Here is a 24,579-nt window from a genome sequence, read left to right as displayed (position 1 = left end):
ATTTTGTGGCGAGAGTGGATCGGCTTGAATCGGCATTGAAAATCTAAGTAGCCATCGTAGTCAATCTTGACGAATGTACGGGCCTTGATACAAACGAATTATCCGATGATGATCGGCTTAGATTATCCGGCCTGCTGGTTTGCCGTCGAGCAGTTTGCGCCTGGAATCAATTGAATCATAATTTGATAGTGTTCGATAGTGCACTGACAATCTTAGTAAATAACATTTATCCTATAAAAAAATGGGAAGCGGTGATCGCGGCGAAGATAAATCAAAAATGACTCCACTTGAATCTTTTTTCCGCAATTATTCTACATTACACTTTTGCTAAGGAAGAAGATGCTAAGTTCAGATTCTTTCTGATCTAAACAATTAATCTTATCCAAGAAGAGTTTCACGTCTTAAATGGTTTGTTTTCAAATGTTCTGGGTACTCAGTATGGAATCAAACTGAAGTTCAGATCTGAAATTAATAAAGGAGGGAATGCATGCAACTGGGGATGATTGGTCTAGGACGCATGGGTGCTAACCTAGTGCGGCGCTTAACTAAAGACGGCCATTCGTGCGTGGTCTATGACGTCAATGCGGCTGCCGTCAAAGCGCTAACAGGCCAGGCTATTCAACATGCCGATTCGCTGGATGATTTTGTCGCCAAACTATCCTCTCCGCGTGTGATCTGGGTGATGGTGCCCGCCGGTGTTACCGGCAAGACAATTTCAGATCTGGCCGTATTGCTTGCGGCGAACGACATCATCATCGATGGCGGCAACAGCTATTATCGTGATGATCAAGTGCGTGCTAAAGCGCTCAAGACACAAGGTATTCACTATGTTGACTGTGGAACCAGCGGCGGCGTATTCGGGCTCGAGCGAGGCTACTGCTTGATGATTGGCGGCGAGGAAGACGTAGTCTGGCATCTCGATCCGATCTTTAAAAGCATTGCGCCAGGCGTTGCAGCAGCAGAACGGACTTCCGGGCGCGACGGCGAACCGGATCCCGAAGAACAGGGTTACTTGCACTGTGGCCCGGCTGGTGCGGGTCATTTTGTGAAGATGGTTCATAATGGCATTGAATACGGCTTGATGGCTGCATACGCTGAAGGACTCAATATTCTCAAACATGCAGATGCAGGTCTTCGTGTAAGAACACAGGACGCCGAGACTACTCCGTTGCGTGACCCGGAAGCCTACCAATACCGCATCGACATCGGTAAAGTGGCCGAAGTATGGCGTCGAGGCAGCGTGATCTCATCCTGGCTGCTCGATTTAACAGCAGCGGCGCTTGCCGGAGATTCGGAGCTAAAGCAATTCTCAGGACACGTATCGGACTCGGGCGAAGGACGCTGGACCACGCTCGCCGCCATCGACGAAGGCGTACCAGCGCCAGTCATCAGTGCTGCATTATTCGGACGTTTCGAGTCCCAGGGAGAGGCAGATTACGCCGATCGTATTCTCTCGGCCATGCGCAAGCAGTTTGGCGGTCATGATGAAAAGCCAAAGGATGGCACATGACATGGACAAACCCGCAAGCGGCCTAACGCAATCAGGCGCACTGGTACTTTTTGGCGCAACGGGTGATCTTGCACACAAGAAAATATTTCCATCGCTCTACGCGATGGTTAAACGAGGGTCATTAAAGGTTCCGATAGTAGGCGTTGGTTTTTCGGGCTGGACGCTAGCGCAACTGCACGATCGCGCAATAGACGGTATAAAAAATGTCATTAAAAACGTCGATTCGAACGCCTTAAATCAATTGCTTTCGCTACTGCGTTATGTAGACGGTGATTATAAAAACCCGGAAACATTTCAAACGCTCAAAAAAACGCTTAATGGCGCGCTGCATCCGGCCTTCTACCTCGCCATTCCGCCTGCCTTCTTCGCGGCCATCATCAAAGATCTTGGCTCTTCTGGCTTGGCGGAGCATGCCCGCGTCATTGTGGAAAAGCCTTTTGGGCGTGATTTGGCTTCGGCATGCGAGCTCAACCGCGCTGCGCATTTGGTTTTTCCAGAGACTTCGATCTTTCGCATTGACCACTTCCTTGGCAAAGAAGCAATCGAAAACATCCTTTATTTCCGGTTCGCAAATTCGTTCCTGGAACCGATTTGGAATCGCAATTATGTAGCGAGTGTTCAGATCACGCTTTCGGAAGATTTTGGGGTGGAAGGAAGAGGCAGTTTCTACGACGGAGTCGGCTGCCTGCGCGACGTGATTCAGAACCATCTCTTTCAAATAGTTGCGCTTCTGGCCATGGAGCCTCCAGCCGGGCGGGATTTTGAGGCCCAGCGAAGCGAAAAAGCCAAGGTATTTCAAGCAATGCATGCGCTAAAACCGGAAGATCTGGTAAGAGGACAGTTTGAAGGCTACCTTCAGGAATCTGGTGTCGCTAAGGATTCTGACACGGAGACTTATTGTGCCTTGCGGTTATTTATTGATTCGTGGCGCTGGGCAGGTGTGCCGTGGTACCTGCGTTCAGGCAAATGCTTGGCCGAAACTGCTGCAGAGATTCTGGTTCAACTTAAGGCACCTCCGCAGAAACTGTTTGAAGATGCCGGGCCGGAGGCTTGCCGGGCTAATTATTTGCGCTTCCAATTATCACCGCATTCCGCCATTGCTTTAGCTGCACGCGTCAAGCGAGCGGGAGAGGAATATGTCGGCGACCAGAAAGAACTTTACCTTCTCAACGCTCAGCCAGATGAGCAAACGCCTTATGAGCGGCTTCTGGGCGACGCATTGGCTGGTAACGGCGCGCTTTTCACCCGGCAGGATGCAGTTGAGTCGGCTTGGGCAGTGCTTGATAGGGTTCTGACGGAGCATCAGCCGGTCAGATTATATAAGCCCGGTAGCTGGGGGCCGATGGAAGCTGATGCGCTCATTGCGGCCGATGGCGGATGGTATAACCCAAAGCATGATCCTGCGAAGATGCTCTCATAAGTGTAATTCTTACTAACTGCTTCGATGTGATTGCATGAATATATTCACGTTGATATCGGATTTCTAAAAATAGGTATGGTGTCGATTAGCGCCAATTTTCTGAAGAAATAGCTGTCTTACCAATAATTTTGGGCATGTGCGCGGTTATGAAAATAGGAACATCTCTTAGCATTCTCGTCATTGATGTGGGCGGAACAAATATCAAAGTATTGGCGACAGGGCATAAGAGGCCGTTCAAGATAGCCTCGGGTCTAACGATGACCCCGAAACAAATGATCAATGCGGTAAAAAATGTAGTGCGAGATTGGAAATATGATTGTGTTTCGATAGGCTATCCAGGTCTCGTGATTGGCGGTTGCCCAATGCATGATCCATTTAATCTGGGTCGTGGATGGGTAGGATTTGATTTTAAGAAATCATTTGGCTGTCCCGTAAAGTTGATTAATGATGCCGCTATGCAGGCGCTTGGAAGCTATTCCCAGGAACGTATGCTCTTTCTTGGCTTAGGCACCGGTTTGGGATCGGCAATGATAGCGGATGGGGTGCTCGAACCGATGGAATTGGCTCATCTTCCTTACAAGAATGGGAAAACCTACGAAGACTATCTCGGCCGGCGTGGATTAGAGAAAAAGGGTAAGAAAAAATGGCGTCAAGATGTGTATGAGATCGCAAATAAATTGAAAATGGCTCTCGAAGCTGATTATGTCGTTTTGGGTGGTGGAAACGCAAAGAAGCTCAAGAAACTGCCTGCGGGACTGCGTAGGGGTGACAATAATAATGCGTTTATTGGGGGTTTCCGCCTATGGGATATGAATACCGAGCAAAGGTTGTGATTGAGTCTAAAAAACTTAATGAGAAATCTAGCTATTTATTGTACCCATCATACTTTACCAAAATGCAAAGCAATGCAGAAATTAGCGCCTCAGTAATGGCCAGAAATTCAGCACAATTTAAGAGAGATGCGCATGTTTGATAATGGACTTGACCAATTGGCTGTCAACACGATCCGGACATTGTCGATCGACGCCGTGCAGACCGCTAATTCCGGTCACCCCGGCACCGCTATGGCGTTGGCGCCACTGGTCTATACCATTTGGAATCGTGTCATGGCGTTCGATCCTCAGGATCCGATCTGGCCCAATCGAGACCGGTTTGTGTTGTCGAACGGTCACGCTTCAATGCTGTTGTGGTCGGTGTTGCACCTGTCGGGGACGCGTGCAGTCAATGCGGATTACGAAAAATTAGGGCAACTTTCTGTGACGCTGGAGGATATTCGCCGTTTCCGCCAATTCGGCAGCAAGGCCCCCGGTCACCCTGAGTATCATTGGGTTTCTGGAGTAGAATCCACCACCGGTCCACTCGGGCAAGGCATAGCAACCAGTGTTGGTATGGCTATCGCTGAAAAGTGGCTTGCAAGCCGCTATAACAAACCAGCTTTGAACATTTTCGACTATAACATTTATGCCATCTGCAGTGATGGTTGCTTAATGGAAGGCGTGAGTTCGGAGGCAGCATCGTTGGCTGGGCATCTTGCGCTTGATAACCTGTGCTGGATTTATGATAACAATCACATCACGATTGAGGGCAGTACACAAATTACGTTCACGGAAGATGTGGCGGCGAGATTTCTCAGCTATCACTGGAATGTTCTGCGTTTGAGTGATGCAAACGATATCGAGCAGATCGATCAAGCCTTGCAGAAATTCCGGGAGACCAAAGGGAAGCCTACGCTGATCATTCTTGATAGTCACATTGGATACGGTTCGCCCAATCGGCATGATACGGCTGCAGCGCATGGCGAGCCGCTTGGTTTAGACGAAATCCGTTTAACCAAGCGTGCCTACGGTTGGCCTGAGGATGCGCAATTCCTGGTACCGGAAGGGGTGCGTGAGCACTTTGCTGCCGGTATTGGAAGACGTGGAGCAGCGGCTCGTCAAGTATGGATAAATTTATTCAATGATTATCGTAACAAGTATCCTGAACTTACTACCGAAATTGATCAAATGCAGCATCGCGAATTGCCGGCCGAGTGGGATAACAACCTGCCGGTATTTCCGGAGGATCCAAAGGGGTTAGCAGGACGAGAAGCTTCCGGTAAAGTGCTAAACGTATTGGCGCAGAATATTCCTTGGCTGCTTGGTGGATCTGCAGACCTAGGCCCATCAACCAAAACATTGTTGAATTATCTTGGTGCTGGCGATATTCAGGCTCAAACACCGGGGGGGAAGAATTTGCACTTCGGCATCCGAGAACACGCCATGTGCGCAATTTTGAACGGGCTTTCGTTATCCAAGTTACGGCCCTATGGTGCTACTTTCTTCATCTTCAGCGATTACGCGCGACCAGCCATTCGTTTATCGGCGTTGATGGAACTGCCAACTATATTTATATTCACTCATGATGCCATGGGTGATGGAGAGGATGGTCCGACGCATCAACCGATCGAACAACTTGCTTCTTTGCGTGCCATTCCTGGTCTGACACTTCTGCGGCCAGGCGATGCTAATGAAGTGGTCGAGGCCTATCGCGTTATCCTACAATTGCGTCATCGTCCGGCAGTTCTGGTGCTTTCGCGTCAACCGCTTCCGACATTGAATCGCAATAAATATGCGCCCGCTTCGGGCGTAGCCAGCGGAGCTTATATACTGGCTGATACTCCGGGCGGCAAGCCCGATATAATACTTATCGCAACCGGCAGCGAAATCAGCCTTGCTGTACAAGCGCATGAAAAGCTCATTGCTGAAGGTATTCGCTCTCGTGTTGTATCCATGCCCTCATGGGATATCTTCGAGCACCAAACACAGGAATACCGTGACAGCGTATTGCCTCCGGCGGTGAAGTCGCGGATCGCGATCGAGCAAGCGTCAACCTTCGGCTGGGAACGCTATGTGGGTGATAGTGGCCGCATCATTGGTATGCAGACCTTTGGTGCTTCAGCTCCCTTGAAAGAGCTACAGAAAGAATTCGGTTTCGAGCCTGAGCGGGTAGTAATAATTGCAAAAGAATTACTGGAAAAACAACAACTAGGTGGCAGTTGTCGCAGTTTTTCAGATTACTGATTTATTGGTATCTTGTACGAGGAATCTTATGCAAGCACCTTCTGCAAAATTCCCTCACCCTACTTGGGCTCACGCTGGCAAGGATATGGTCGGCACCAGCCTTGGATCTTCACGTCTTTGGTTTACCATTGCAGAAGGAATTGTTACCGAGGTTTATTATCCACGTATTGATATTCCCCAAATTCGAGATCTTGGTTTTATCATTGCCGATAAGCAGGGATTCTGGGTAGAGCTCCGCCGTCTCGGTAACTATCGAATTAGCTTACCGAAGCCCTATGTGCCTGCTGTTGAGATTGTTCATAGCCATCCACGTTTTACCTTTACGTTACAAGTTTGTCCATCACAGCGGCGAGATGTACTCCTGCTACGTTACCGATTAGAAGGGGATGAGAGCCTACGGGCCTATGCGCTTTTGTCAGCACGCTTGGGTGGTGATGCGGAGAATAATCTCGCCTCCGTAGATAAACACAATGGGCGTAGAGTACTTTGGGCAGAGCAGGGGCCTTTCGGGTTGGCGCTGATGGCGTGTCAGGATACGGAAGCCGGAGCATTTGAACGTTGCTCTGCCGGTTACCTTGAAACGAGTGACGGCTGGCAGGATTTCTATCGACATGGACGCATGACCTGGGAGTACGATAGTGCAGGTCCAGGCGCTGTCTCATTGATGGGCGAATTGCCAAAGCAGGCAACTCTCGCGCTTGGCTTCGGAACAAGCAAAGAATCGGCTGCGACACTTGCAATGTCGAGCCTGACTGAAGATTTTTCAGAGGTTTGGGGTGCTCAATGTCGAGTCTGGGAAGCATGGCACAAGAACTGCCATCTTCTCGATTTACCGCATAACCTTCAACGGATGCTTGCGCTTTCCGGTATGGTTCTCAAGGTTCACGGCGATCGCACTTATTGCGGTGCTACCGTAGCAAGCCTTGCCATACCATGGGGTGAAGACAGCCAAAGCCGCGGAGGATATCATTTGGTATGGTGCCGCGACCTCGTTGAAACCGCGGGCGCTATGGTTGCACTGGGAGCGCTTGACGATGCTCGCGACGTATTATGTTACTTAATTGCCACACAGCAGGCAGATGGCCACTGGTTCCAGAATCAGTGGCTTGGGGGCAATGCGCTCTGGCAAGGAATTCAGCTTGATGAAGCTGCCTTTCCCGTTCTTTTAGCTTCTGCATTGCATGATCGCGGCGCTCTGGGAAGTATCTCGTGCAAGGATATGGTTAGGCGAGCGTTACGCTTTATCGCCCATGAAGGTCCGTTAACCGGCCAAGACAGATGGGAGGAGGATTCTGGTGTGAATACCTTCACACTCGCAGTAGCCATTGCTGCGCTTGTTGACGGCAGCACTTTTCTCGATGGAGAAGCGAAAGAATTTGTACTGCTGCTTGCAGACAATTGGAATGCCTGCCTTGAGGAATGGACTTTTGTGACAGATACATCACTTGCCGAGAAGCTTGGCGTAGCGGGTTATTATATTCGCATTATGCCGAACAATGTGCTGGTACATGCGGATGCCCAAGCCGAACATGTTCTGATCAAAAACCGTGCACATGCGCCGGATTTGCCTGCCGAAGAACAGATTTCGACTGATTTTCTTCAACTTGTACGCTTCGGGTTGCGTCTGGCGAAGGATCCCCGCATCCTAGATAGCCTGAAAGCCATAGACCAGATTCTTAAAATTGAAACGCCGAACGGTCCTGTGTGGCATCGCTATAACGGAGATGGCTACGGCGAACATGCAGATGGTAGCGGCTTCGATGGTGCCGGGTTTGGGCGGGGATGGCCGCTTCTGACAGGGGAGCGAGGTCATTACGCGCTAATGGCAGGTGAAGATCCACTGCCTTACTTAGATACCATGGCGGCAATGACAGGTAGTGGCGGCCTTCTTCCGGAGCAGGTGTGGGATAGTTCGCCCATCCCAGAATATCATCTGTATCTAGGCAAGCCGAGTGGCTCGGTTATGCCACTTGTTTGGGCGCATAGCGAATTTATCAAGCTGTGTTATAGCCGTGCGTCAGGCTATCCGATTGACCGGCCTAGTACTACTTGGAAACGTTATCAGGGAAAACGCCCTGAAATCACCCGTACGCTTTGGGGGCCGCGATATCATCCGCATCTCGTACGTTCGGGTAACGTACTAACTGTTGCGCTGAAGGCGCCAGCCCGTGTGCATTGGGGTATCAATGGATGGAAAGACATACAAGACATAGATACCCGAGATACTGGACTTGATATCTATGTGGCTGATCTCTCGATTACCGCACTCAAGCCTGGTGAAACTGTCCAGTTTACCTTTTTCTGGCCGGATAGAAGGATATGGGAAAACACTGATTATGAAATTTTGATCATCGATGCTGGATAAAACTGGATGTAACTATTTAACGTAGCTCTCCTTAACAGGCCGTTGAAAAACCCACCGAGACGGGTAAAATTTGATGGAACCCACTCACCTCATAAATCATGCGCGGAATTGAACACTCGCAACAACAGCTTTTTAGCTATGTCAATCTGGAAGAACGGATCACTGTCAATCATGCACTGCGCCCTTTGAGGGTATTGGTGGATGGCATACTCAAGGGGATGGATCATCAGCTTGAAGCTGTTTACTCGAAAGAAGGGCGCCCCTCGATACCGCCGGAGCGATTATTGAGAGCATCGCTGCTGCAGGTACTGTTTACGATCCGATCTGAACGGCAACTGGTCGAGCATATTGAATACAACCTGCTGTACCGCTGGTTTGTTGGATTGGGCATAGATGATCCGGTATGGGATCACAGCACCTTTACCCAGAACCGGGATCGTTTGCTGGATAACGAGATGTCCGGGCATTTCTTTGCAGGTGTCAAGCAATTGGTGGAGTGGGTGGAATTGAGTGGTGACGAGCACTTCAGCATCGATGGCACACTACTGGATGCCTGGGCCTCGCACAAAAGCTTCATGCGCAAAGATGGCAGCAGTAACCCGCCGGATGACAACAGCCGCAACCCAAGCCGGGACTTTGCAGGGGAAAAGCGCAGTAACGCCACCCATGAATCGACTACTGATCCAGATGCACGCCTGGCGCGCAAGAGCGACGGCGATGCCAGTCGTCTGTGCTACATGGGGCATGTATTGATGGAGAACCGTAACGGCCTGGTAGTAGATGTCAGCGTATCGGCGGCAACAGGAATGGCTGAACGGGAAGAATCGCTCAAGCTGCTGCAAGCCAACACCAAATCGGGAGCCACGGTTGGAGAAGATCGTGGTTACGACGTAGACACACACATCAAAGCAGTACAGGCACTGGGCGTGATTCCGCATGTAGCGGCCAAACGCAAAGGCAGCGCCGTACCGGACGATATTCGCCAAGGTGAAGGTTATGCAATCAGTCTGAAGATTCGCAAACGAATTGAGGAAGTATTCGGTTGGATGAAGACAGTAGGCGGAATGCGCAAAATGAAACTAATCGGGCGAGAGAAAGTCAGCGGACAGTTTCGATTTGTTGCGGCCATTTACAATCTGGTACGTATCGGAAGCCTGACTGGTTGGTGGGCTGGCTCGCACACATAGGGACAGTACGCCCTGAATCCGCATAAAACGTGCGGATAAGGGCAAAAAGACGGGAATTGCAGAAAATTCTCACAAAATTGCACAAAGAATGAACATTCCGGATAAAAAAACAGATCTGGAAGATAACCGAAATGCTTGCAGCTTTTTAAAAACGAGAATACAGACTGAAAGTGCCGGGTTTTTCAACGGCCTGTTAAGTGAGGTTCCCTCTGTTTTTCGTCTTCCAACAGGCGAACAGTTTTATGCTATCAGCTTTTTCTTCTGTTGAGGATTAGCCAGTCATTTAGAAACCTCATTGGCGATTTATAGCCTAACGAGTAAGGTTAGATTGTGGCTCGCTTCGCGATCACAATCTAACCTTACTCGTTGTCAACAATGTGTGCCAGCCGGATCATTTGACGTTCCCCCAGCCGATTGATATCTGGCCTACCAGCGCATTGATGCGGTCTGCGGCATTATCTTTAGCAAGGTCGGTGAGGTGGGTGTAACGGATGGTGGTGAGGATGGATTGATGCCCGAGGATTCTTTGCACTTCCAGCAGGTCGACGCCTGCTTCGATCAGATGGGTGGCATAGGAATGGCGCAAGCTGTGTGGCGTAATTCTTTTTTTAAACCGCAATCGCAGGTGACCTGGCGCAAGGTGGTCTGGATGCTACCACGATCCAGAGGGGTGGTGGCCAAGCGGGCTTTTTTGAGTCCGCACTTACGGTCGGGGAAGAGCAATGCGGGGTTGCGATGGATCTGCCAGAAACGGCGCAATATTTGCAAGGTGTTCTCCGGCAACGGGACAAAGCGGTCTCGATTGCCTTTGGCGTTACGCACCTGCACCCGCATCCGATCCGCATCAATGTCCCCGATTTGCAAACGCAATCCTTCGCCCAACCGCAACCCCAGGCTGTACAGGGTGAAGAAAAACACGCGATAACTGAGCACTCGCGTGGCCATGAATATCTGTTGGGCCTGCGGCACGGTAATAATATCCGGCAGTGTGTGTGACTTGGGCGGTTTGACCAGATCCGCGCCCGGCCAGGGTTTATTCAATACTTGGGCGTAATAAAACTTCAGCCCGTACAGGTCATGCTTGAGCGAACTCCAGGAGAGCGAATCGACGATATGGACGAAATAATCGGTCAACTGAAGCCGGGTCAAATCATCAATCCGATAATCAAAATATTCCCCGGCTCGACGTACTCCGTGTGAATACAGTGCGATGGTTTTTGGCTGCATCCCATGCAACTTCAACCGATTGAGCAGACATTGATAATTGCACGCAAATTGCGCTGGAAATTCTGATGTCATTACGATTCATCCTCATGGTAAAGTACAAAAAAATCCCTTTCGGGGTGAGGATGAATTATGTTATTAAAACTGGCTGCTGAGGGGTGTTTCTCCGCGATAGCGGCTTCGTTCAACGTTGAGTGCTGCCGTTTCCGGTTGTAAAGTACCTCGATGTACTCGAAGCTCATGGCAGCCATCTCTGCGCGTGTTTCATAACGCAGTCCATGTACTCGCTCGTTCTTGAAGCTATTGAACCAACTTTCGGTTGGGGCATTATCCCAACAATTACCTTTACGGCTCATTGAGCAGATCATGCCGTATTTCTTGAGCCTTCTCTGAAATTCTTTGCTGGCATATTGGCTACCCCGATCTGAGTGGTGCATCAATCCTGCTGCAGGTTTCTTGCGAAACCATGCCATCGTTAGTGCATCTGTAACGATGTCTGCAGTCATGCGCGGTTTCAGCGACCAGCCAACCACCTCACGGTTAAACAGATCAAGCACGATAGCCAGATATAGCCAGCCCTCATCTGTCCATAGGTAAGTGATATCGGATGTCCAGACCTGATTAGGCGCGGCTGGACTGAAATTCCGATCCAGCAGATTCGGTGCAATCGGCAGATTGTGCCGGGAGTCCGTCGTTATCTTGTAGCGCCGCTTGTGCCTTGCACGAATGCCGTTCTCTCGCATTAGACGTTCAACCCGCTTCTTGGAAGCTGGAAACCCACGGTCACGCAATTCTCTGACCATTCTCGGACTACCGTAGATCCCCTTGAGTTCGGCATGAATAGATTGGATCAGCGTCAGCATTTGAACGTCGGTGATGCGTTTGCGATCCGGTTTGCCACCACGCTTCCACGACCGGTATCCGCTCACGCTGACATCTAATATCGTACACATCTCGGCGAGAGAAAACTCCCGTTGCTTATCAATCCAGGCGTACTTCACACAACATCTCTCGCGAAGTACGCCGTTGCTTTTTTTAGGATCTCACACTCCCGTTTCAGCCTTACGTTCTCAGCACGTAACCGGGATAGATCCATTTGTTCCGGTGTGACAACCTTGGTACCCTTACCGTTAAGTTTGCCTGCCTCCGCCAACTTTACCCAGTTGCGCAGTGTTTGTTCTACCAGTCCCAGTTCCTTCGCTACCAGAACAATCGACTTTCCCATCTTCACTTGCTTGACCGCTTGCTCCTTGAACTCGGTCGTGTATTCCTGCTTCGGTATCTTCTTCATCGTCTTCCTCTCAATAGTAACGTTAATTGTACGTCACCCTTGGAAGACTATTTTTCGGGGGAAGCTCATAGAGTCGCTAATATATAAGTGCTTGCACTTATATTATTCACTGTTATTCCTCAGTATTATATAAATATTACTTAATATTAAGGGGAGGGTAAAAATATGAACGGCAGGGCTATTGAGAGAGTTTACTGCATGATGTTTTGCATTATTGGTTTTTTCTTATGGAGCGGCAATACGTTCGCTACAGAAACAGACAAGACAGATGAAACGAAGACAAAAAAATTGATAATTTTCAATAAAAATTCAAGCAATACTGCGCAAGCTGCCGCACCATTTAATACGGCACAAGCTGGTCCATTCACTGCGCAGGAAACCGTAGGGCATACTCGATTTGACTTTGATAACTTAACCAAGCTTATGGAGAGCCATAAAACTCCCCTTGCTGCGATGGCACCGGATTGGCTCAATGTGGCTGTTGAACATCGCACGCGCTATGACGTTTTTGACAATGGTTTCACAAAAACTATTCCGGGTTTTAATGATCAGATTCATCAACGGACAAGATTCTTGATGGAAATCAAGAATATCATCGATCCGCTTAAGTTCACGCTTGAATTGACTGATATGCGCTCCACGATGGCCAGTTTCGGGCAAGCTCATAACCCGAATTTCGCCGATCATTTTGACTTTACCCAAATGCACCTCGGCCTGCATGACAAAAATTTTCTGGGTACAGGCTATGCGGCGAAATTCGAAGTCGGTCGTTTCATGATGGACTTGGGTGAAGCGCGCTTGGTAGGCGGACATCGTTGGGGAACTCTCTCGCCCGCGTTCGACGGCTTGCATTTTATGCTCGGCAATACGGATGAAAAATGGAGTCTGCGCGTGTTTGGTTCCCGGCCGGTTCAACGGGTAACGACATCGTTAAACTGGAATACCCCCGAAACTTACTTCTCCGGCGCTTATGTAACCAACCGCGATCTGCGCTGGGCTAACTTTGACGGTTATTTCCTTCAGTTAAACGAAAGCGATAATCTTAGACAACGGAACTTATCGACCCCCGGTTTCAGGCTGTTTGCCAAGCCTGCGAAAGGCATGATGGATTATGAAATTGAATCCATGTACCAGTTTGGCGATACCCGGGATAAAAGTCTTTTCGCCCATCGCCATCACGGCGAGGTCGGGTATAGTTTCAATACGCCAATGCCGTTGAGGGCTATTTACTTATTCGACTTCGCATCGGGGGACCGCGATCCTGACAAGAATTTTGACATTTTGTACGCGAAACGACGGGTCGAGTATGGTCCGACCGGTATGTTCGGGCCCTTTTTTCCATCCAACCTTTTATCGCCTGTCGGATTTCGTGCAACACTTGTACCGACGCCTACCGTCCGGCTTATGATGTCACATCGCGCATATTGGTTAGCGGATAAACACGCTGCATTTGTCGGCAGCGGCTTGCAAGACCCGACTGGACGGGCCGGCAGCTTTCTGGGGCACATGCTTGATGTCAGCGTAGGCTGGGATCCACAGTACAGTTATCTAAAGCGCGTGAGTTTTGATATAGGGTATAGTCATATTTTCAAGGGTTCTTACTTTGATAAAGTCGGACCAGGTCTTTCCGCGGATACCAACTATGGATATACCATGGCTACCTTTAAGTTTTAGCAACTTACAGCCTGAATATAACGACTTCTGTTAACAGCTTTTGTAAATTAAACTGTTTTAAGAGGTCGTTAATAAATCTACGAGGAGAACAAAAAATTTATTCTTCAATGTGTTCAAATCCAGCTAAGACTTGGTCTGTTTGTACTGTTGTTGCTCATAATTAATCATTTAAGTCATGTGCATCTTAGTGAATATCAGTCATTAAGAGTGAAGATTCCAATGAGTAAGCACCCATTCGTTCGCCTCCTTTGGCGTGCACTAGGCGCAACCGTGGCAATTTCACTTGCACTATGGATTGCGGGGCTACCTGAAAAATCGTTGCTTCTGGCTTCACTTGGAGGGTCCACTGTTTTCCTTTTTGGGCTTACCCGGGCTCCAGCTGCCCAGCCGCGTGCATTGTTCGGGGGACATCTGAGTGGCGCATTTATCGGCATCGCCTGCTACCAGGCCTTCGGTGACTCCATTTCAGTCTATATTGCAGCCACAGTTTTTACATTATGTTTTATGCTCGTTACCCGTACTGTTCATCCGCCTGCCGGAGCAAATTCTATTATCATGATTCAGGCCCACGCCGGGTGGTCGGCACTCTGGGAGCCAGTACTGCTAGGCGTTGGTAGCCTTTTCCTGGTAGCCATTGTTTGGAGCCGCCTCTACCCAGGGTTCGCACATTACCCGGTGTCACTTATGGAACCATCGCCACCGAGTCTCAATTGGGAGGATTGATTTGTGTGATATCTGACTAGTATCTATGACATCTATTCAAGCAGAAACTATTTTATTGTTCGGTGAGGTACTGGCAGATATATTCGATGACCGGAAAGTATTTGGAGGTGCGCCGTTTAATGTTGCACGCCATCTACAAGCATTTGGACTGCATCCAGTACTGATAACGCGCACTGGAAACGACGAACTTCGCCGTGAATTGCTTGTGGTGATAAAGGATGCCGGTATGGATGATTGTGGGATACAGCTTGATGCTTCTCATCCGACCGGTCAAGTGATGGTACATATGGAAGAATATGGACACCGCTTTGAAATTCTGCCAGAGCAAGCATATGACTATATACATGCAGGCATAACGCATATGATTACGTTGGCAGTGCGTCCGCAACTGATATATTTTGGCACCTTGGCCCAGCGTAGTGCAAAGTCCGCTCAGGCCCTGGGAGAATTGATTCGCAGCAGCAACGCGCCCCGCTTTTTGGATATTAATTTGCGTAAACCTTGGTATGATGCACCCACCATAGAGCGCTCTCTGAGACGCGCAAACCTGGTAAAAATAAATCAGGAAGAGTTGGATATACTGACATCGTTATTCCGGTTATCCGGTAAAAATCAAGTGCAAAATGCTGATGCTTTGGTCAGATGTTTTGGTTTGGACAGCGTTTTGGTTACATGTGGTGAACAGGGAGCTTGGCAACTCGACAACGAGGGTAAGGTAGAAAGTGTTGAGGGATCCGCATCTTCACAACCACTGGTGGATACGGTCGGTGCAGGGGATGGTTTTGCCTCTGTTTACATCCTAGGCTTATTGCGCGGCTGGCCGGCTATGCTTACCTTGTCGCGCGCCAATGTCTTTGCTGCTACTTTGTGCGAAATACGAGGAGCGATTCCAGATTCTCCAGTTTTTTACGAGCCGTTCATAAAGGATTGGAATGTATGACGATGGATCCGATCAATAACGAAAACCCATTGTACATTTTAATGATCAGTCCACACGGCTTGATCAGAGGAAATAACATGGAATTGGGGCGAGATGCTGATACTGGCGGACAAACTACTTATGTGGTGGAGCTAATGCGTGCATTGGCACGCCATAGCGATGTCGGACAAGTTGATTTGTTGACGCGGCTGATTGATGATCCCGCAGTATCTCTGGATTATTCCCAGTCCATTGAAGAAGTTAGCAACGGCGCACGTATTCTGCGCCTGCCTTTTGGTCCATCGCATTACATACGCAAGGAATTACTGTGGCCTCATCTCGATCAACTGGTGGATCGCAGCCTACATTTTTTGCGCCAGCAGGGACGATTGCCGGATCTGATACACACACATTACGCCGATGCAGGGTATGTAGGGCAACAGCTATCACTGCTCCTTGGCATACCTCAGGTGCACACGGGTCACTCACTGGGGCGCCCTAAGCAGTCGCGCTTGCTGGCAAGTGGCCGGAAAAAGCACACTGTTGAACGTCAGTTCAATTTCGAACGCCGCATTGCGGTAGAAGAAGATTTGCTGGTAAGCGTTAACATGGTGGTCACCAGCACGCGGCAGGAGGTTACCGAACAATACGGTATGTATCATAATCATGAACGCAGTCGCTTTGTCGTGATTCCGCCAGGGACCGACATTACGCGCTTTTCGCCGCCGGGACGTAGAACAATTAATCCTAATGTTATACGAATGGTAGATAAATTTCTATCGGATCCAGCCAAGCCGATAATACTCACAATTTGCCGCCCTTCCATTCACAAGAATCTGAAGGGTCTGATTGAAGCTTATGGAGGTAATCCTGAGCTACAGAAAATGGCCAATCTGGTTATCGTCTCTGGCAATCGTGACGACATTCGTGAACTGGATGAAGCCTCGCAGAAAGTACTGAGGGAGCTGTTGCTGGATATAGATCGTTATGATTTATGGGGGTGCGTAGCGATACCCAAACACCATGCTGCCGAAGATGTGCCGGAGCTATACCGCCTGGCTGCGCGCCGCCGCGGTGTATTTGTTAATCCGGCACTAACCGAACCATTTGGCTTGACCTTGATTGAAACCGCAGCGAGCGGTTTGCCCTTTGTAGCTACCGAAGATGGTGGGCCACGGGATATTTTGGCGAATTGTTATAATGGTTTGCTGGTGAATCCGTTGGATCCGGTTGCTATTGCGGCAGCATTATCCAACGTATTATCGGACAAGCAGCAATGGCGGACGTGGTCGAAGAATGGTGTCATAGGCGCACGCCGTCACTATAGCTGGGATGCTCACGTTAGCAAATATATGAAGGAAGTACGCAGACTGTTGCGTCGTGATCGCAAGCGCATGCGGCGTCAGATTTCATTTACACTGCAAGACGGCAAATCACCCATGCCGCTGGCGCGAAAGGCCTTAGTCAGCGATATAGACAACACCTTGCTTGGAAACAGAGAAGGATTGCAACAGTTGATTAGCTGGCTAAAAAAACATGCAGGATCAGTAGTCTTCGGTGTCGCTACCGGTCGCTCTCTGGAAAGTGCAGTAAAAGTTCTCAAGAATGCACGGGTTCCAATTCCGAATGTACTAATCACTTCAGTTGGAAGCGAAATCAATTATGGCCCTAGACTACAACCGGATGTCGGTTGGGCAAACCGCATTGCCCATTTATGGCGACGTGATGCACTAGAGCAAGTTTTGTCCGGCCTGCCGGGGTTGACACTTCAAACCGATGAAAATCAGCGTAAATTCAAGCTAAGCTATAACGTGATATCAAAGAAGATGCCATCGCTGCAGGATTTATATCGATTGTTGCGGGAGCATCGTTTGCATGCGCGACTTATCTATTCGCATGAAAAATTTTTAGACGTATTGCCGATACGTGCCTCCAAGGGGCATGCCATCCGTTATCTGGCTTATAAATGGGGATTGCCTCTAGAGAATTTTCTGGTGGTAGGTGACTCCGGCAATGACAAGGAGATGTTGCTCGGTGATACGCTAGGTATAGTGGTTGGTAACTACAGTTCGGAGCTTGAGCCGCTGCGCGACTTGGAACAGATATATTTTGCTCAGGGTCACCAAGCCGACGGTATTCTGGAAGGGTTGGAGCACTACAACTGGCGGATTGAGCAAAACAAATAATTCTAAGCGCATATATTCATGTATGAACAAATTTCACATTCTTTGCTCAATGATATTCTGGTTGAGTTGAAGAAAAAAACTAAGCCGCAGAATCTGCAATTTTTCTATACTCGGTTGGGAGCAAATTTCTATGCCATTTACTCGTTATTCAATACGCTTTATGGAGATCACCCGGATTTTAAGAAACACATGCTGCATCTAGTGGAGACGCTAATGCGCCAATATAACAGCAGACCAGATCATCTTAAGAAAAGTGATCTTGAGCGAGAAAATGATCACAACTGGTTTCTAAATCAGAAATGGGTCGGCATGGCACTGTATTGCAACGGATACGCTGACAACCTGAAGGATATGCTGTCTAGATTGAACTACCTGCAAGAATTGGGAGTTAATCTAGTGCACATCATGCCTATCTGCGATTGTCCCGAAGGCAAAAGTGATGGCGGTTATGCCGTAAGAGATTTTTGCAAGATTGATAGCCGCTTCGGTACCTTCGAAGATTTCGATGAATTGGTTACTAACCTAAAAAAACGTGACATGCTGCTGACACTGGATGTGGTTGTCAATCATACCTCCGACCTGCATGATTGGGCTGTGAAAGCACGAGAAGGTGATAAGGCATATCAGGACTATTACTTCATCTTTAATGACCGATCGATTCCGGATATCTATGAAGAATCCATGCCGGAAGTATTTCCAGAAACTGCACCCGGCAACTTCACTTGGGATGAGGCGATGGGCAAATGGGTGATGACCGTGTTCAATCACTATCAATGGGACTTAAATTACCGGAACCCGTCAGTTTTTATAGAAATGTTGGACATCATTCTGTTCTGGGCCAATCGCGGTGCGGATATTCTGCGGCTTGATGCAGTGGCATTTCTGTGGAAGAAAATGGGCAGTTCTTGCCAGAATGAGCGCGAAGCGCATCTAATTCTGCAGTTGATGAAGGATTGTTGCCAAGTTACCGCTCCTGGTGTGCTGTTTATCGCTGAAGCTATCGTTGCACCTACCGAGATAATCAAATACTTCGGTGAAGATGCCATCAATGCTAAAGAATGCGAGATTGCCTATAACGCGACTTTCATGGCGCTGCTATGGGATGCAGTGGCGACAAAGAAGGCCATACTGCTCAACAAAGGGATACATAATATTCCTTCAAAACTTGAACGGGCAACTTGGCTCAATTACGTGCGCTGTCATGATGATATTGGCTGGGGTTTCAGCGACGCTGACATTGTCACCGCAGGATATGAACCGCAGTCGCATCGGCGCTTTCTAGTTGATTATTATACTGGAAATTATGAGGGATCACTCGCGGCCGGAATTGCCTTCGGAAGAAATTCAGAAACCGGCGATGCACGTATCTCTGGATCGCTGGCTTCGCTCGCTGGGCTCGAACGTGCACTGATAAATAACGACCCCGATGCCATTGATATGGCCATCAAAATTATTCTCCTATTACACGGAATGATCCTTTCCTTTGGTGGTATTCCGATGCTTTACTACGGAGATGCCATCGGAACACTAAATGATGATTCCTATCTAAATGATGAATCAAAAAACGACGACAGCCGCTGGATACACCGTCCGAAGATGGACTGGAAAAAAGCTATGCAAAGAACACAACCAGGAACAGTTGAGTACAGCATCTTCAATGCGGTAAAGAAAATGATTTCTATACGAAAGGAAATACCGGCTTTTGCAGATAGAAACAATCGTGAGTTATTGAACGTAGATAATCCCCATCTTTTTGTGTTTTTACGATTTGACCAAATCAATAGCAGCTCGCGCGTTTTGGTCATTGGGAACTTTAATGATGAACCGCAATTTCTGGATCTATCACCTTTGCAACGCATGGGATTTTTTCAGTACGATTCAATCAAAAATTTATGTAATGGAGAATCTTTGCATGCAATGAATGGGAATCTAATGATTCCTGCACGGTCTTTTTACTGGCTGCAGGCATGATAATCGTTGGCGGATTCAACTTTGAAGTGCAACTTCTGTAAGGAAGTTTATAGGCAAGCTGCTCGGATTGATCCCAGTCAGAAAAATCACTTTTCTTAAACACAGAGAGCTGAGATAAATATATTTTTGTAACTGACCATGATTGAGCGCAATTCCATAGTAATTGACTTGACTGGCCTGTTTAGGTTGAGCATGTAAACATGTTCGCGCAGCAAATCATCCCAAATCGTATGGTCAAATCGGGTCGCTGATGCAGTATTTGCGGTGATCCATGACAGCACGAACAGTAGAAATTGCTTAATTGCCATTAGGGTATTCCATTGCTCAAGGTAAGTATCAAGTGCTTCGCAAATCAGGATAAAACTCACGTCCGATTCGATCAGCATAATTGACAAGATTGTCTTTGGCTAGGCCATATTCCTTCAGCGGTGATTCGATGGGGCAGCCGATGATATTGATTAACAGCCCAAATGCAGAGGTATCAAGCGTGGAAGGTTGCTCGCCTAGGAAATAGGGCTTGTTGCCGAGACTTGCGGATAGGGCATCGATATCCTGTTTGCCGAGCGCGAAGATTTCTTCAGCTTGGTGTCTGCCGGTACCATGACCCAAAATCTGCCGCTTGATTTTGCGGCGCCAGCCATTGGCGACAATTTCCCTGATGATCGGTGGCAATCCGCCAAAAATCGCTTGTTTGTTGACTTGCCAATTTTCATCCGTATATTGCCAGCGTGAATAGAGCGCAACCCAAAATAGATGTTCTTCAAGTAAACGTTGCATCGCGGTCGATAGGGCCGATTCTTCTTCCGACAGCCCTTCATCCAGATCTTTGTGTGCTGATTTGAGATGCGCGATAATAAAACGCGAATCACCCAAAGCTTGACCGTTATCTTCAATGTAGGGCAGTTTTCCCTTGGGCGCGCCTAAAGGAAGCGCTGGTTTAATTTCATAGTCAATCTCCGCCATGCGCAAGTAGGTTTCTATTTTGCAGCAGAAAGGACTTAAATTGGGAATGCCCCAAGTGCGTTCAAATTGGTAAAGTTTTAACATGTCAGCGATCCTCGTCATGATTGGTGTGGGATACATAATGGCTTGTAGAGTGCAAGTGACTTTACCGTATAAACTTGTTAATTGCAAGTGATTGCATTACAGTACCCATTATTCATTTATTTTTGATGAGATGTATCGAATTATGACGGATGAACTGGGTAAATCAACTTTTGAGCGCTCGTGCTGCCCGATTGCCTGTGCGCTGGATTGTCTGGGTGATAAATGGTCGTTGTTGATTATCCGGGATTTGCTGCTGGGAAAGAAACGTTACCAAGAGCTCATGGCTTCGCCGGAACGCATTGCCACAAATATCCTGGCGGATAGACTGAAAAAACTGGAAGCTGCCGGGCTTGTTATTCAACAAGCTTATCAACAAAAACCGGTACGTTATGAATATTTTCTGACAAAAAAGGGAAAGGATTTGCGGCCGGTATTAGAAGGTTTAGTGAAATGGGGAAAAGCATATTTTCCTGGCGCCACCGTTTTTAAATCCCATGAATAGGGATTATTTGCCATAGATATTGAAGCACCCCGCTGCAAGCAGCGGGGGGTATAAACCTTAAGAGATATTAAGTCTGTGATTCTGGTTTTTCTTGAATATTTTGTGCTTGCACTGCTGCGACTCTACTTTCCAGAGTCATGATACGGGATTCCAGTCTTGCTACCAGTGCTTTGGTTTCGGGTGATTCAACCGGGGCTTGTGGTTTCGCAGTGCGAGTTTCCAGAACTTCCACCCGCATTTGTAATTGCTCCGGCAAGTTCTCTGATTCAGGGCCTGCAAGGTGTGTAAATTCAACGCTATCTTCATAAGGCTCGCGCGTAGTACCGGTCGCTTTGACGATGGCACCGGCAATCAGTCCACCGGTAATGGCAATGATAAGGGTAATCATAATGCCGTTGAATTGCGCGATTGCGATATCGGGCACAAAGAAGAAAGCACTGAGGCCCCCTATTAATCCAGGCATGCCGTGCAAGTTATGCACGCCACAGGTATCGACGAGTTTGAATCGGGATTCCAATACCGGCTGCAGGAAAACATAGCCTAAAACAGAAACCGTGCCTGCCAGCAAGCCAATGCCAAATGCCCCGCTTGGAGACACCACGTCGCATAAAGAACCGATAGCTACACCACCCGCCAATGCGGCATTGGCCATATCGACCATGGAGGTTTTGCCGTTGTGCAGTTTGGAACTGAGAAAATAAGTGGCAATTGTCGCGCCAGACAGTGCCAGCAATGTATTGACGACCGTTTGCGGCATATTTTCCAATGGCACCAATGCTGTGGCAAAACTTGGCCAGAATATCCAAAGTACCATGGAGCCCAGCATGGCAAAACGGTCAGAAGTGTGATCCGATTCGATCGGTTTGCTGCGCTGGTAAGCTGTGGTAAGGACGATGGACATACTTAATCCAAAATAGGCACCAAATGCATGAATCACAATAGAACCGGCTGAATCCTTAAATCCGGTGGTATAGCCAATCGCATCATCGAGCACGAGCCATTCATTCAGCAGATAAAGCGGAACGACTAAAAGCGCGAGCAATGCGTATTGAAAAACACGCAGACGTCCTAGTACAGCGCCCATGGCGATTAATGCCGTGGCGACTGATAGCTCGGCAAATAACAACGAATCCAGCGTGTGCGGTGATAACTGGTGGCCAAAGATGCCATTAGCACGTAACAGGATGTAGAGCGGAAGTCCAACGGCGACGACGAGATAAGTGCCAGTTACAGCACCAAACCCATAGCGGCGGACAAATACCATGAGAAAACCGAATCCGACCAGAAGCATGGTCAGGATATTGATAATGTAATTATACTTTGCAACTACTTGTGCTTCACTCACAACAGCGGCTACTTCACTAGCACTGACCCAACTGCTGAAACCTAGGAGAAACAGCCCCACTACCTTTAGTAGTGTCAAGCAAAAGCCTTTGTTCATATGATTCTTCCTTATTTTGGTTGTTTGGGATATTTCTGGGGAAACACTGCTTAGTGCCAAGTAGAACTTTAGCGATCAATATATATGTATTAATTGCATCAACACGTTCTACGGCAAAACCTTTGAATGTGCTTTTAATTTGAATGCAGATCTAATCCCCGGTTTGGAGTTTGAACTCTAATCACCTTAAAAACAATAGGGTCTAAATAGATTATTGATTATTTTTGTGATGAGATTTGAGCGCAAGCAGGAATAGTCAGTGATTGAAACCGGTGTTTGATATCTGTACCGGATAAGATAGAGTCTTGTGTTGCAGCCTTAGGAGAGCCGCCTAAGCGCTATGTCTTGAAGATCAAATTCCCTTCATTTCTTAGATTCTGTTTGCTGCGTGACAAAAGTCACAAAGAAAATCATAGAAATATGTTTTACTCAACTCTCAGCACACATTTTCACCGCTTTAATGTCATTTTTTATAAAGATCTTCTTGCAGATTCATGTGAAATGTCTAGCATAGATTGATAAGTTATGATTGAATGATAAACAGTATATATGCCCTTTAGTTTGCTGTTACCGCTGAAAACTAATTGAGTATATGCGCTGAGTTCAGCAAAGACTGTGTCATTCAAGGTGTTTGCAATGCTCAAAGTAGATGGGTAATAAGTTGCTCTGCGTAATGCGCAAAATAGCCACTTATGAATCGCCCCGGGTTTTGAGGAGGCTCCAAATCTTGAGAGAATGGAGCGATGAACAAAACAAACAAATATTCCCCCGAAGTAAAAGAACGAGCAGTCCGCCTGGTGCAAGAGCATCGCAGTGAGTACCCTTCGCTGTGGGCGACGATAGAATCGATTGCGCCCAAGATCGGCTGCGCGCCGCCGACATTGCATGATTGGGTAAAGAAGCACGAGATCGACACAGGCCTACGAGATGGCATCACCAGTGAAGAGCGCGAACGCATCAAAGCACTGGAGCGTGAGGTCAAGGAATTACGTCGCGCCAATGAAATTCTGAAACTGGCCAGTGCTTTTTTCGCCCAGGCGGAGCTCGACCGCAAACTCAAATCCTGAGGTCGTTCATCGACCGGTATCGTGACACCCACGGGGTCGAGCCGATCTGCAAGGTATTGCAGGTCGCCCCGTCAGGGTATCGGCGTCACGCGGCCGAGCGGCGCAATCCGGCATTGCGTTGCACTCGTGCCCAACGCGATGAGGTTTTGATGCCAGAAATTCAGCGTGTGTGGCAGGCTAACCTGCAGGTGTATGGTGCCGACAAGGTATGGCGGCAACTTAAGCGCGAAGGAATGCAGGTAGCTCGCTGCACTGTTGAACGGCTCATGAAACGGTTGGGGCTGGAAGGTGTGCGGCGCGGCAAGGTTGTGCGAACCACGGTTCCGGACAAGGCGCTGCCGTGCCCGCTGGATCGCGTAAACCGGCAATTCAAGGCGGATCGCCCAAACCAGTTATGGGTGTCGGATTTCACCTATGTTTCCACCTGGCAGGGCTGGCTATATGTCGCGTTCGTCATCGACGTGTTTGCCCGGTGCATCGTGGGTTGGCGGGTCAGTTCCAGCATGCACACGGACTTCGTACTGGATGCGCTGGAGCAGGCTTTATACGCCCGGCAACCGGAGCTGGGTGCCTTGATTCACCACAGCGACCGGGGTTCCCAGTATGTCTCTATCCGTTATACGGAGCGGCTTGCCGAGGCTGGAATAGAACCGTCGGTTGGCAGTAAAGGAGATAGCTACGATAACGCACTAGCCGAAACGATCAACGGGCTTTACAAAGCTGAATTGATTCACAAGCAGGGGCCATGGAAAAACAGGGAATCCGTTGAATTGGCGACGTTGAACTGGGTGTTCTGGTTCAATCACCAGCGTTTGCTTGGACCCATCGGCTATATACCGCCGGCGGAAGCTGAGGCACAATACTACCGGCAGTTAGCCAACTTGGATTCTGCCAAAGTTACTTAAACCAAACAGCCTCCAGAGAACCCGGGGTGATTCACTTATCCATCTTGCCTCATAAGAAATGAACAAGTCGAAAGACTTTTTGAAGTTT

18 protein-coding genes, 1 pseudogene and 1 other annotated feature are annotated in these 24,579 nt (G+C 48.4%); of the genes and pseudogenes, 13 read left to right on the top strand and 6 right to left on the bottom strand.

Features of this window, described 5'->3' with window-relative positions:
- Positions 1-487: 487 nt before the first annotated feature.
- The 6 genes from gnd to NIT79A3_RS12370 all read left to right on the top strand — a co-directional run bounded on the left by gnd (position 488) and on the right by NIT79A3_RS12370 (position 9,541).
- A complete protein-coding gene (gnd, locus tag NIT79A3_RS12395) occupies positions 488-1,510 on the top strand; it encodes a phosphogluconate dehydrogenase (NAD(+)-dependent, decarboxylating) (protein WP_013964241.1) in 1,023 nt (340 codons plus the stop codon).
- The gene (gene zwf, locus NIT79A3_RS12390) at positions 1,482-2,930 is read left to right on the top strand and encodes a glucose-6-phosphate dehydrogenase (RefSeq protein ID WP_348225620.1); all 1,449 of its coding nucleotides are present in this window, start codon (positions 1,482-1,484) and stop codon (positions 2,928-2,930) included. Before gnd ends, zwf begins: the two co-directional genes overlap by 29 nt.
- 146 nt (positions 2,931-3,076) lie before the next feature.
- Positions 3,077-3,763, top strand: a complete 687-nt coding sequence (locus NIT79A3_RS12385) for an ROK family protein (protein ID WP_013966526.1) — start codon at positions 3,077-3,079, stop codon at positions 3,761-3,763.
- A gap of 132 nt (positions 3,764-3,895) precedes the next feature.
- Positions 3,896-5,989, top strand: a complete 2,094-nt coding sequence (gene tkt / locus NIT79A3_RS12380) for a transketolase (RefSeq protein WP_013966525.1) — start codon at positions 3,896-3,898, stop codon at positions 5,987-5,989.
- Positions 5,990-6,017: 28 nt separating this feature from the next.
- On the top strand, positions 6,018-8,354 hold the full coding sequence (locus NIT79A3_RS12375; RefSeq protein WP_013966524.1) for a glycoside hydrolase family 15 protein: 2,337 nt from the start codon (positions 6,018-6,020) through the stop codon (positions 8,352-8,354).
- A gap of 98 nt (positions 8,355-8,452) precedes the next feature.
- Positions 8,453-9,541 carry an IS5 family transposase gene (locus tag NIT79A3_RS12370; protein WP_013966523.1) on the top strand — a complete coding sequence of 363 codons (1,089 nt, stop codon included), beginning with the start codon at positions 8,453-8,455 and terminating at the stop codon, positions 9,539-9,541.
- A gap of 391 nt (positions 9,542-9,932) precedes the next feature.
- Here the strand turns inward: NIT79A3_RS12370 and NIT79A3_RS12360 are convergent, their stop codons facing one another.
- From NIT79A3_RS12360 to NIT79A3_RS12350, 3 genes and pseudogenes are all read right to left on the bottom strand, one after another.
- Positions 9,933-10,127, bottom strand: coding sequence for a tyrosine-type recombinase/integrase (locus NIT79A3_RS12360; protein ID WP_041360344.1), 195 nt, complete (start codon positions 10,125-10,127; stop codon positions 9,933-9,935).
- Positions 10,100-10,840 carry a tyrosine-type recombinase/integrase gene (locus NIT79A3_RS12355; RefSeq protein WP_041360343.1) on the bottom strand — a complete coding sequence of 247 codons (741 nt, stop codon included), beginning with the start codon at positions 10,838-10,840 and terminating at the stop codon, positions 10,100-10,102. Before NIT79A3_RS12355 ends, NIT79A3_RS12360 begins: the two co-directional genes overlap by 28 nt.
- Positions 10,841-10,953: 113 nt before the next feature.
- A pseudogene (locus tag NIT79A3_RS12350) lies at positions 10,954-12,056 on the bottom strand (IS3 family transposase); the annotation flags it as partial.
- A 198-nt stretch (positions 12,057-12,254) separates the two neighbouring features.
- On the opposite strand from NIT79A3_RS12350, the gene NIT79A3_RS12340 reads away from it, so the two are divergent.
- From NIT79A3_RS12340 to NIT79A3_RS12320, 5 genes are all read left to right on the top strand, one after another.
- Complete coding sequence (locus NIT79A3_RS12340; RefSeq protein WP_156797080.1) at positions 12,255-13,730, top strand: alginate export family protein; 1,476 nt, start codon at positions 12,255-12,257, stop codon at positions 13,728-13,730.
- 219 nt (positions 13,731-13,949) lie between these two features.
- Complete coding sequence (locus NIT79A3_RS12335) at positions 13,950-14,453, top strand: HPP family protein (RefSeq protein WP_013966520.1); 504 nt, start codon at positions 13,950-13,952, stop codon at positions 14,451-14,453.
- 25 nt (positions 14,454-14,478) lie between these two features.
- The gene (locus tag NIT79A3_RS12330; RefSeq protein ID WP_013966519.1) at positions 14,479-15,393 is read left to right on the top strand and encodes a carbohydrate kinase; all 915 of its coding nucleotides are present in this window, start codon (positions 14,479-14,481) and stop codon (positions 15,391-15,393) included.
- A 2-nt stretch (positions 15,394-15,395) separates the two neighbouring features.
- Positions 15,396-17,558: an HAD-IIB family hydrolase gene (locus NIT79A3_RS12325; protein WP_156797194.1), complete on the top strand. Its 2,163-nt coding sequence runs from the start codon at positions 15,396-15,398 to the stop codon at positions 17,556-17,558.
- 18 nt (positions 17,559-17,576) lie between these two features.
- Positions 17,577-19,529: an alpha-amylase family glycosyl hydrolase gene (locus tag NIT79A3_RS12320; protein WP_013966517.1), complete on the top strand. Its 1,953-nt coding sequence runs from the start codon at positions 17,577-17,579 to the stop codon at positions 19,527-19,529.
- A gap of 95 nt (positions 19,530-19,624) precedes the next feature.
- Here NIT79A3_RS12320 and NIT79A3_RS12315 read toward each other — a convergent pair whose 3' ends face one another.
- Complete coding sequence (locus tag NIT79A3_RS12315) at positions 19,625-19,837, bottom strand: hypothetical protein (protein ID WP_041360342.1); 213 nt, start codon at positions 19,835-19,837, stop codon at positions 19,625-19,627.
- Positions 19,838-19,865: 28 nt separating this feature from the next.
- On the bottom strand, positions 19,866-20,576 hold the full coding sequence (locus tag NIT79A3_RS12310; RefSeq protein ID WP_013966515.1) for a glutathione S-transferase family protein: 711 nt from the start codon (positions 20,574-20,576) through the stop codon (positions 19,866-19,868).
- Between the two features lie 142 nt (positions 20,577-20,718).
- Between NIT79A3_RS12310 and NIT79A3_RS12305 the strand changes: the two genes are divergently transcribed.
- A complete protein-coding gene (locus NIT79A3_RS12305) occupies positions 20,719-21,078 on the top strand; it encodes a helix-turn-helix domain-containing protein (protein WP_013966514.1) in 360 nt (119 codons plus the stop codon).
- A gap of 67 nt (positions 21,079-21,145) precedes the next feature.
- Here the strand turns inward: NIT79A3_RS12305 and NIT79A3_RS12300 are convergent, their stop codons facing one another.
- Entirely contained in the window at positions 21,146-22,519 is a 1,374-nt protein-coding gene (locus NIT79A3_RS12300; protein ID WP_013966513.1) for an ammonium transporter, read from the bottom strand.
- A gap of 743 nt (positions 22,520-23,262) precedes the next feature.
- On the opposite strand from NIT79A3_RS12300, the gene NIT79A3_RS12290 reads away from it, so the two are divergent.
- Positions 23,263-24,491, top strand: a protein-coding gene (locus tag NIT79A3_RS12290; RefSeq protein WP_156796972.1) for an IS3 family transposase whose coding sequence is annotated in 2 segments (ribosomal slippage) — positions 23,263-23,551 and positions 23,551-24,491 — 1,230 coding nt in all. Because the reading frame shifts where the segments join, the coding sequence is not laid out codon by codon here.
- Positions 23,541-23,657 (top strand) — a sequence feature (AL1L pseudoknot). It overlaps the preceding gene by 117 nt.
- Positions 24,492-24,579 lie beyond the last annotated feature (88 nt).

The organism is Nitrosomonas sp. Is79A3 (genome assembly GCF_000219585.1).
Taxonomy (GTDB): domain Bacteria; phylum Pseudomonadota; class Gammaproteobacteria; order Burkholderiales; family Nitrosomonadaceae; genus Nitrosomonas.
This window is presented reverse-complemented; position numbering and strand designations above follow the sequence as displayed.

Bases quoted from the DNA above. Each gene is read 5' to 3' on its own strand.
- gnd (WP_013964241.1), top strand. From the start codon at position 488: ATGCAACTGGGGATGATTGGTCTAGGACGCATGGGTGCTAACCTAGTG.
- zwf (WP_348225620.1), top strand. From the start codon at position 1,482: ATGATGAAAAGCCAAAGGATGGCACATGACATGGACAAACCCGCAAGC.
- NIT79A3_RS12385 (WP_013966526.1), top strand. From the start codon at position 3,077: ATGAAAATAGGAACATCTCTTAGCATTCTCGTCATTGATGTGGGCGGA.
- tkt (WP_013966525.1), top strand. From the start codon at position 3,896: ATGTTTGATAATGGACTTGACCAATTGGCTGTCAACACGATCCGGACA.
- NIT79A3_RS12375 (WP_013966524.1), top strand. From the start codon at position 6,018: ATGCAAGCACCTTCTGCAAAATTCCCTCACCCTACTTGGGCTCACGCT.
- NIT79A3_RS12370 (WP_013966523.1), top strand. From the start codon at position 8,453: ATGCGCGGAATTGAACACTCGCAACAACAGCTTTTTAGCTATGTCAAT.
- NIT79A3_RS12355 (WP_041360343.1), bottom strand. From the start codon at position 10,840: ATGACATCAGAATTTCCAGCGCAATTTGCGTGCAATTATCAATGTCTG.
- NIT79A3_RS12340 (WP_156797080.1), top strand. From the start codon at position 12,255: ATGATGTTTTGCATTATTGGTTTTTTCTTATGGAGCGGCAATACGTTC.
- NIT79A3_RS12335 (WP_013966520.1), top strand. From the start codon at position 13,950: ATGAGTAAGCACCCATTCGTTCGCCTCCTTTGGCGTGCACTAGGCGCA.
- NIT79A3_RS12330 (WP_013966519.1), top strand. From the start codon at position 14,479: ATGACATCTATTCAAGCAGAAACTATTTTATTGTTCGGTGAGGTACTG.
- NIT79A3_RS12325 (WP_156797194.1), top strand. From the start codon at position 15,396: ATGGATCCGATCAATAACGAAAACCCATTGTACATTTTAATGATCAGT.
- NIT79A3_RS12320 (WP_013966517.1), top strand. From the start codon at position 17,577: ATGTATGAACAAATTTCACATTCTTTGCTCAATGATATTCTGGTTGAG.
- NIT79A3_RS12315 (WP_041360342.1), bottom strand. From the start codon at position 19,837: ATGGCAATTAAGCAATTTCTACTGTTCGTGCTGTCATGGATCACCGCA.
- NIT79A3_RS12310 (WP_013966515.1), bottom strand. From the start codon at position 20,576: ATGTTAAAACTTTACCAATTTGAACGCACTTGGGGCATTCCCAATTTA.
- NIT79A3_RS12305 (WP_013966514.1), top strand. From the start codon at position 20,719: ATGACGGATGAACTGGGTAAATCAACTTTTGAGCGCTCGTGCTGCCCG.
- NIT79A3_RS12300 (WP_013966513.1), bottom strand. From the start codon at position 22,519: ATGAACAAAGGCTTTTGCTTGACACTACTAAAGGTAGTGGGGCTGTTT.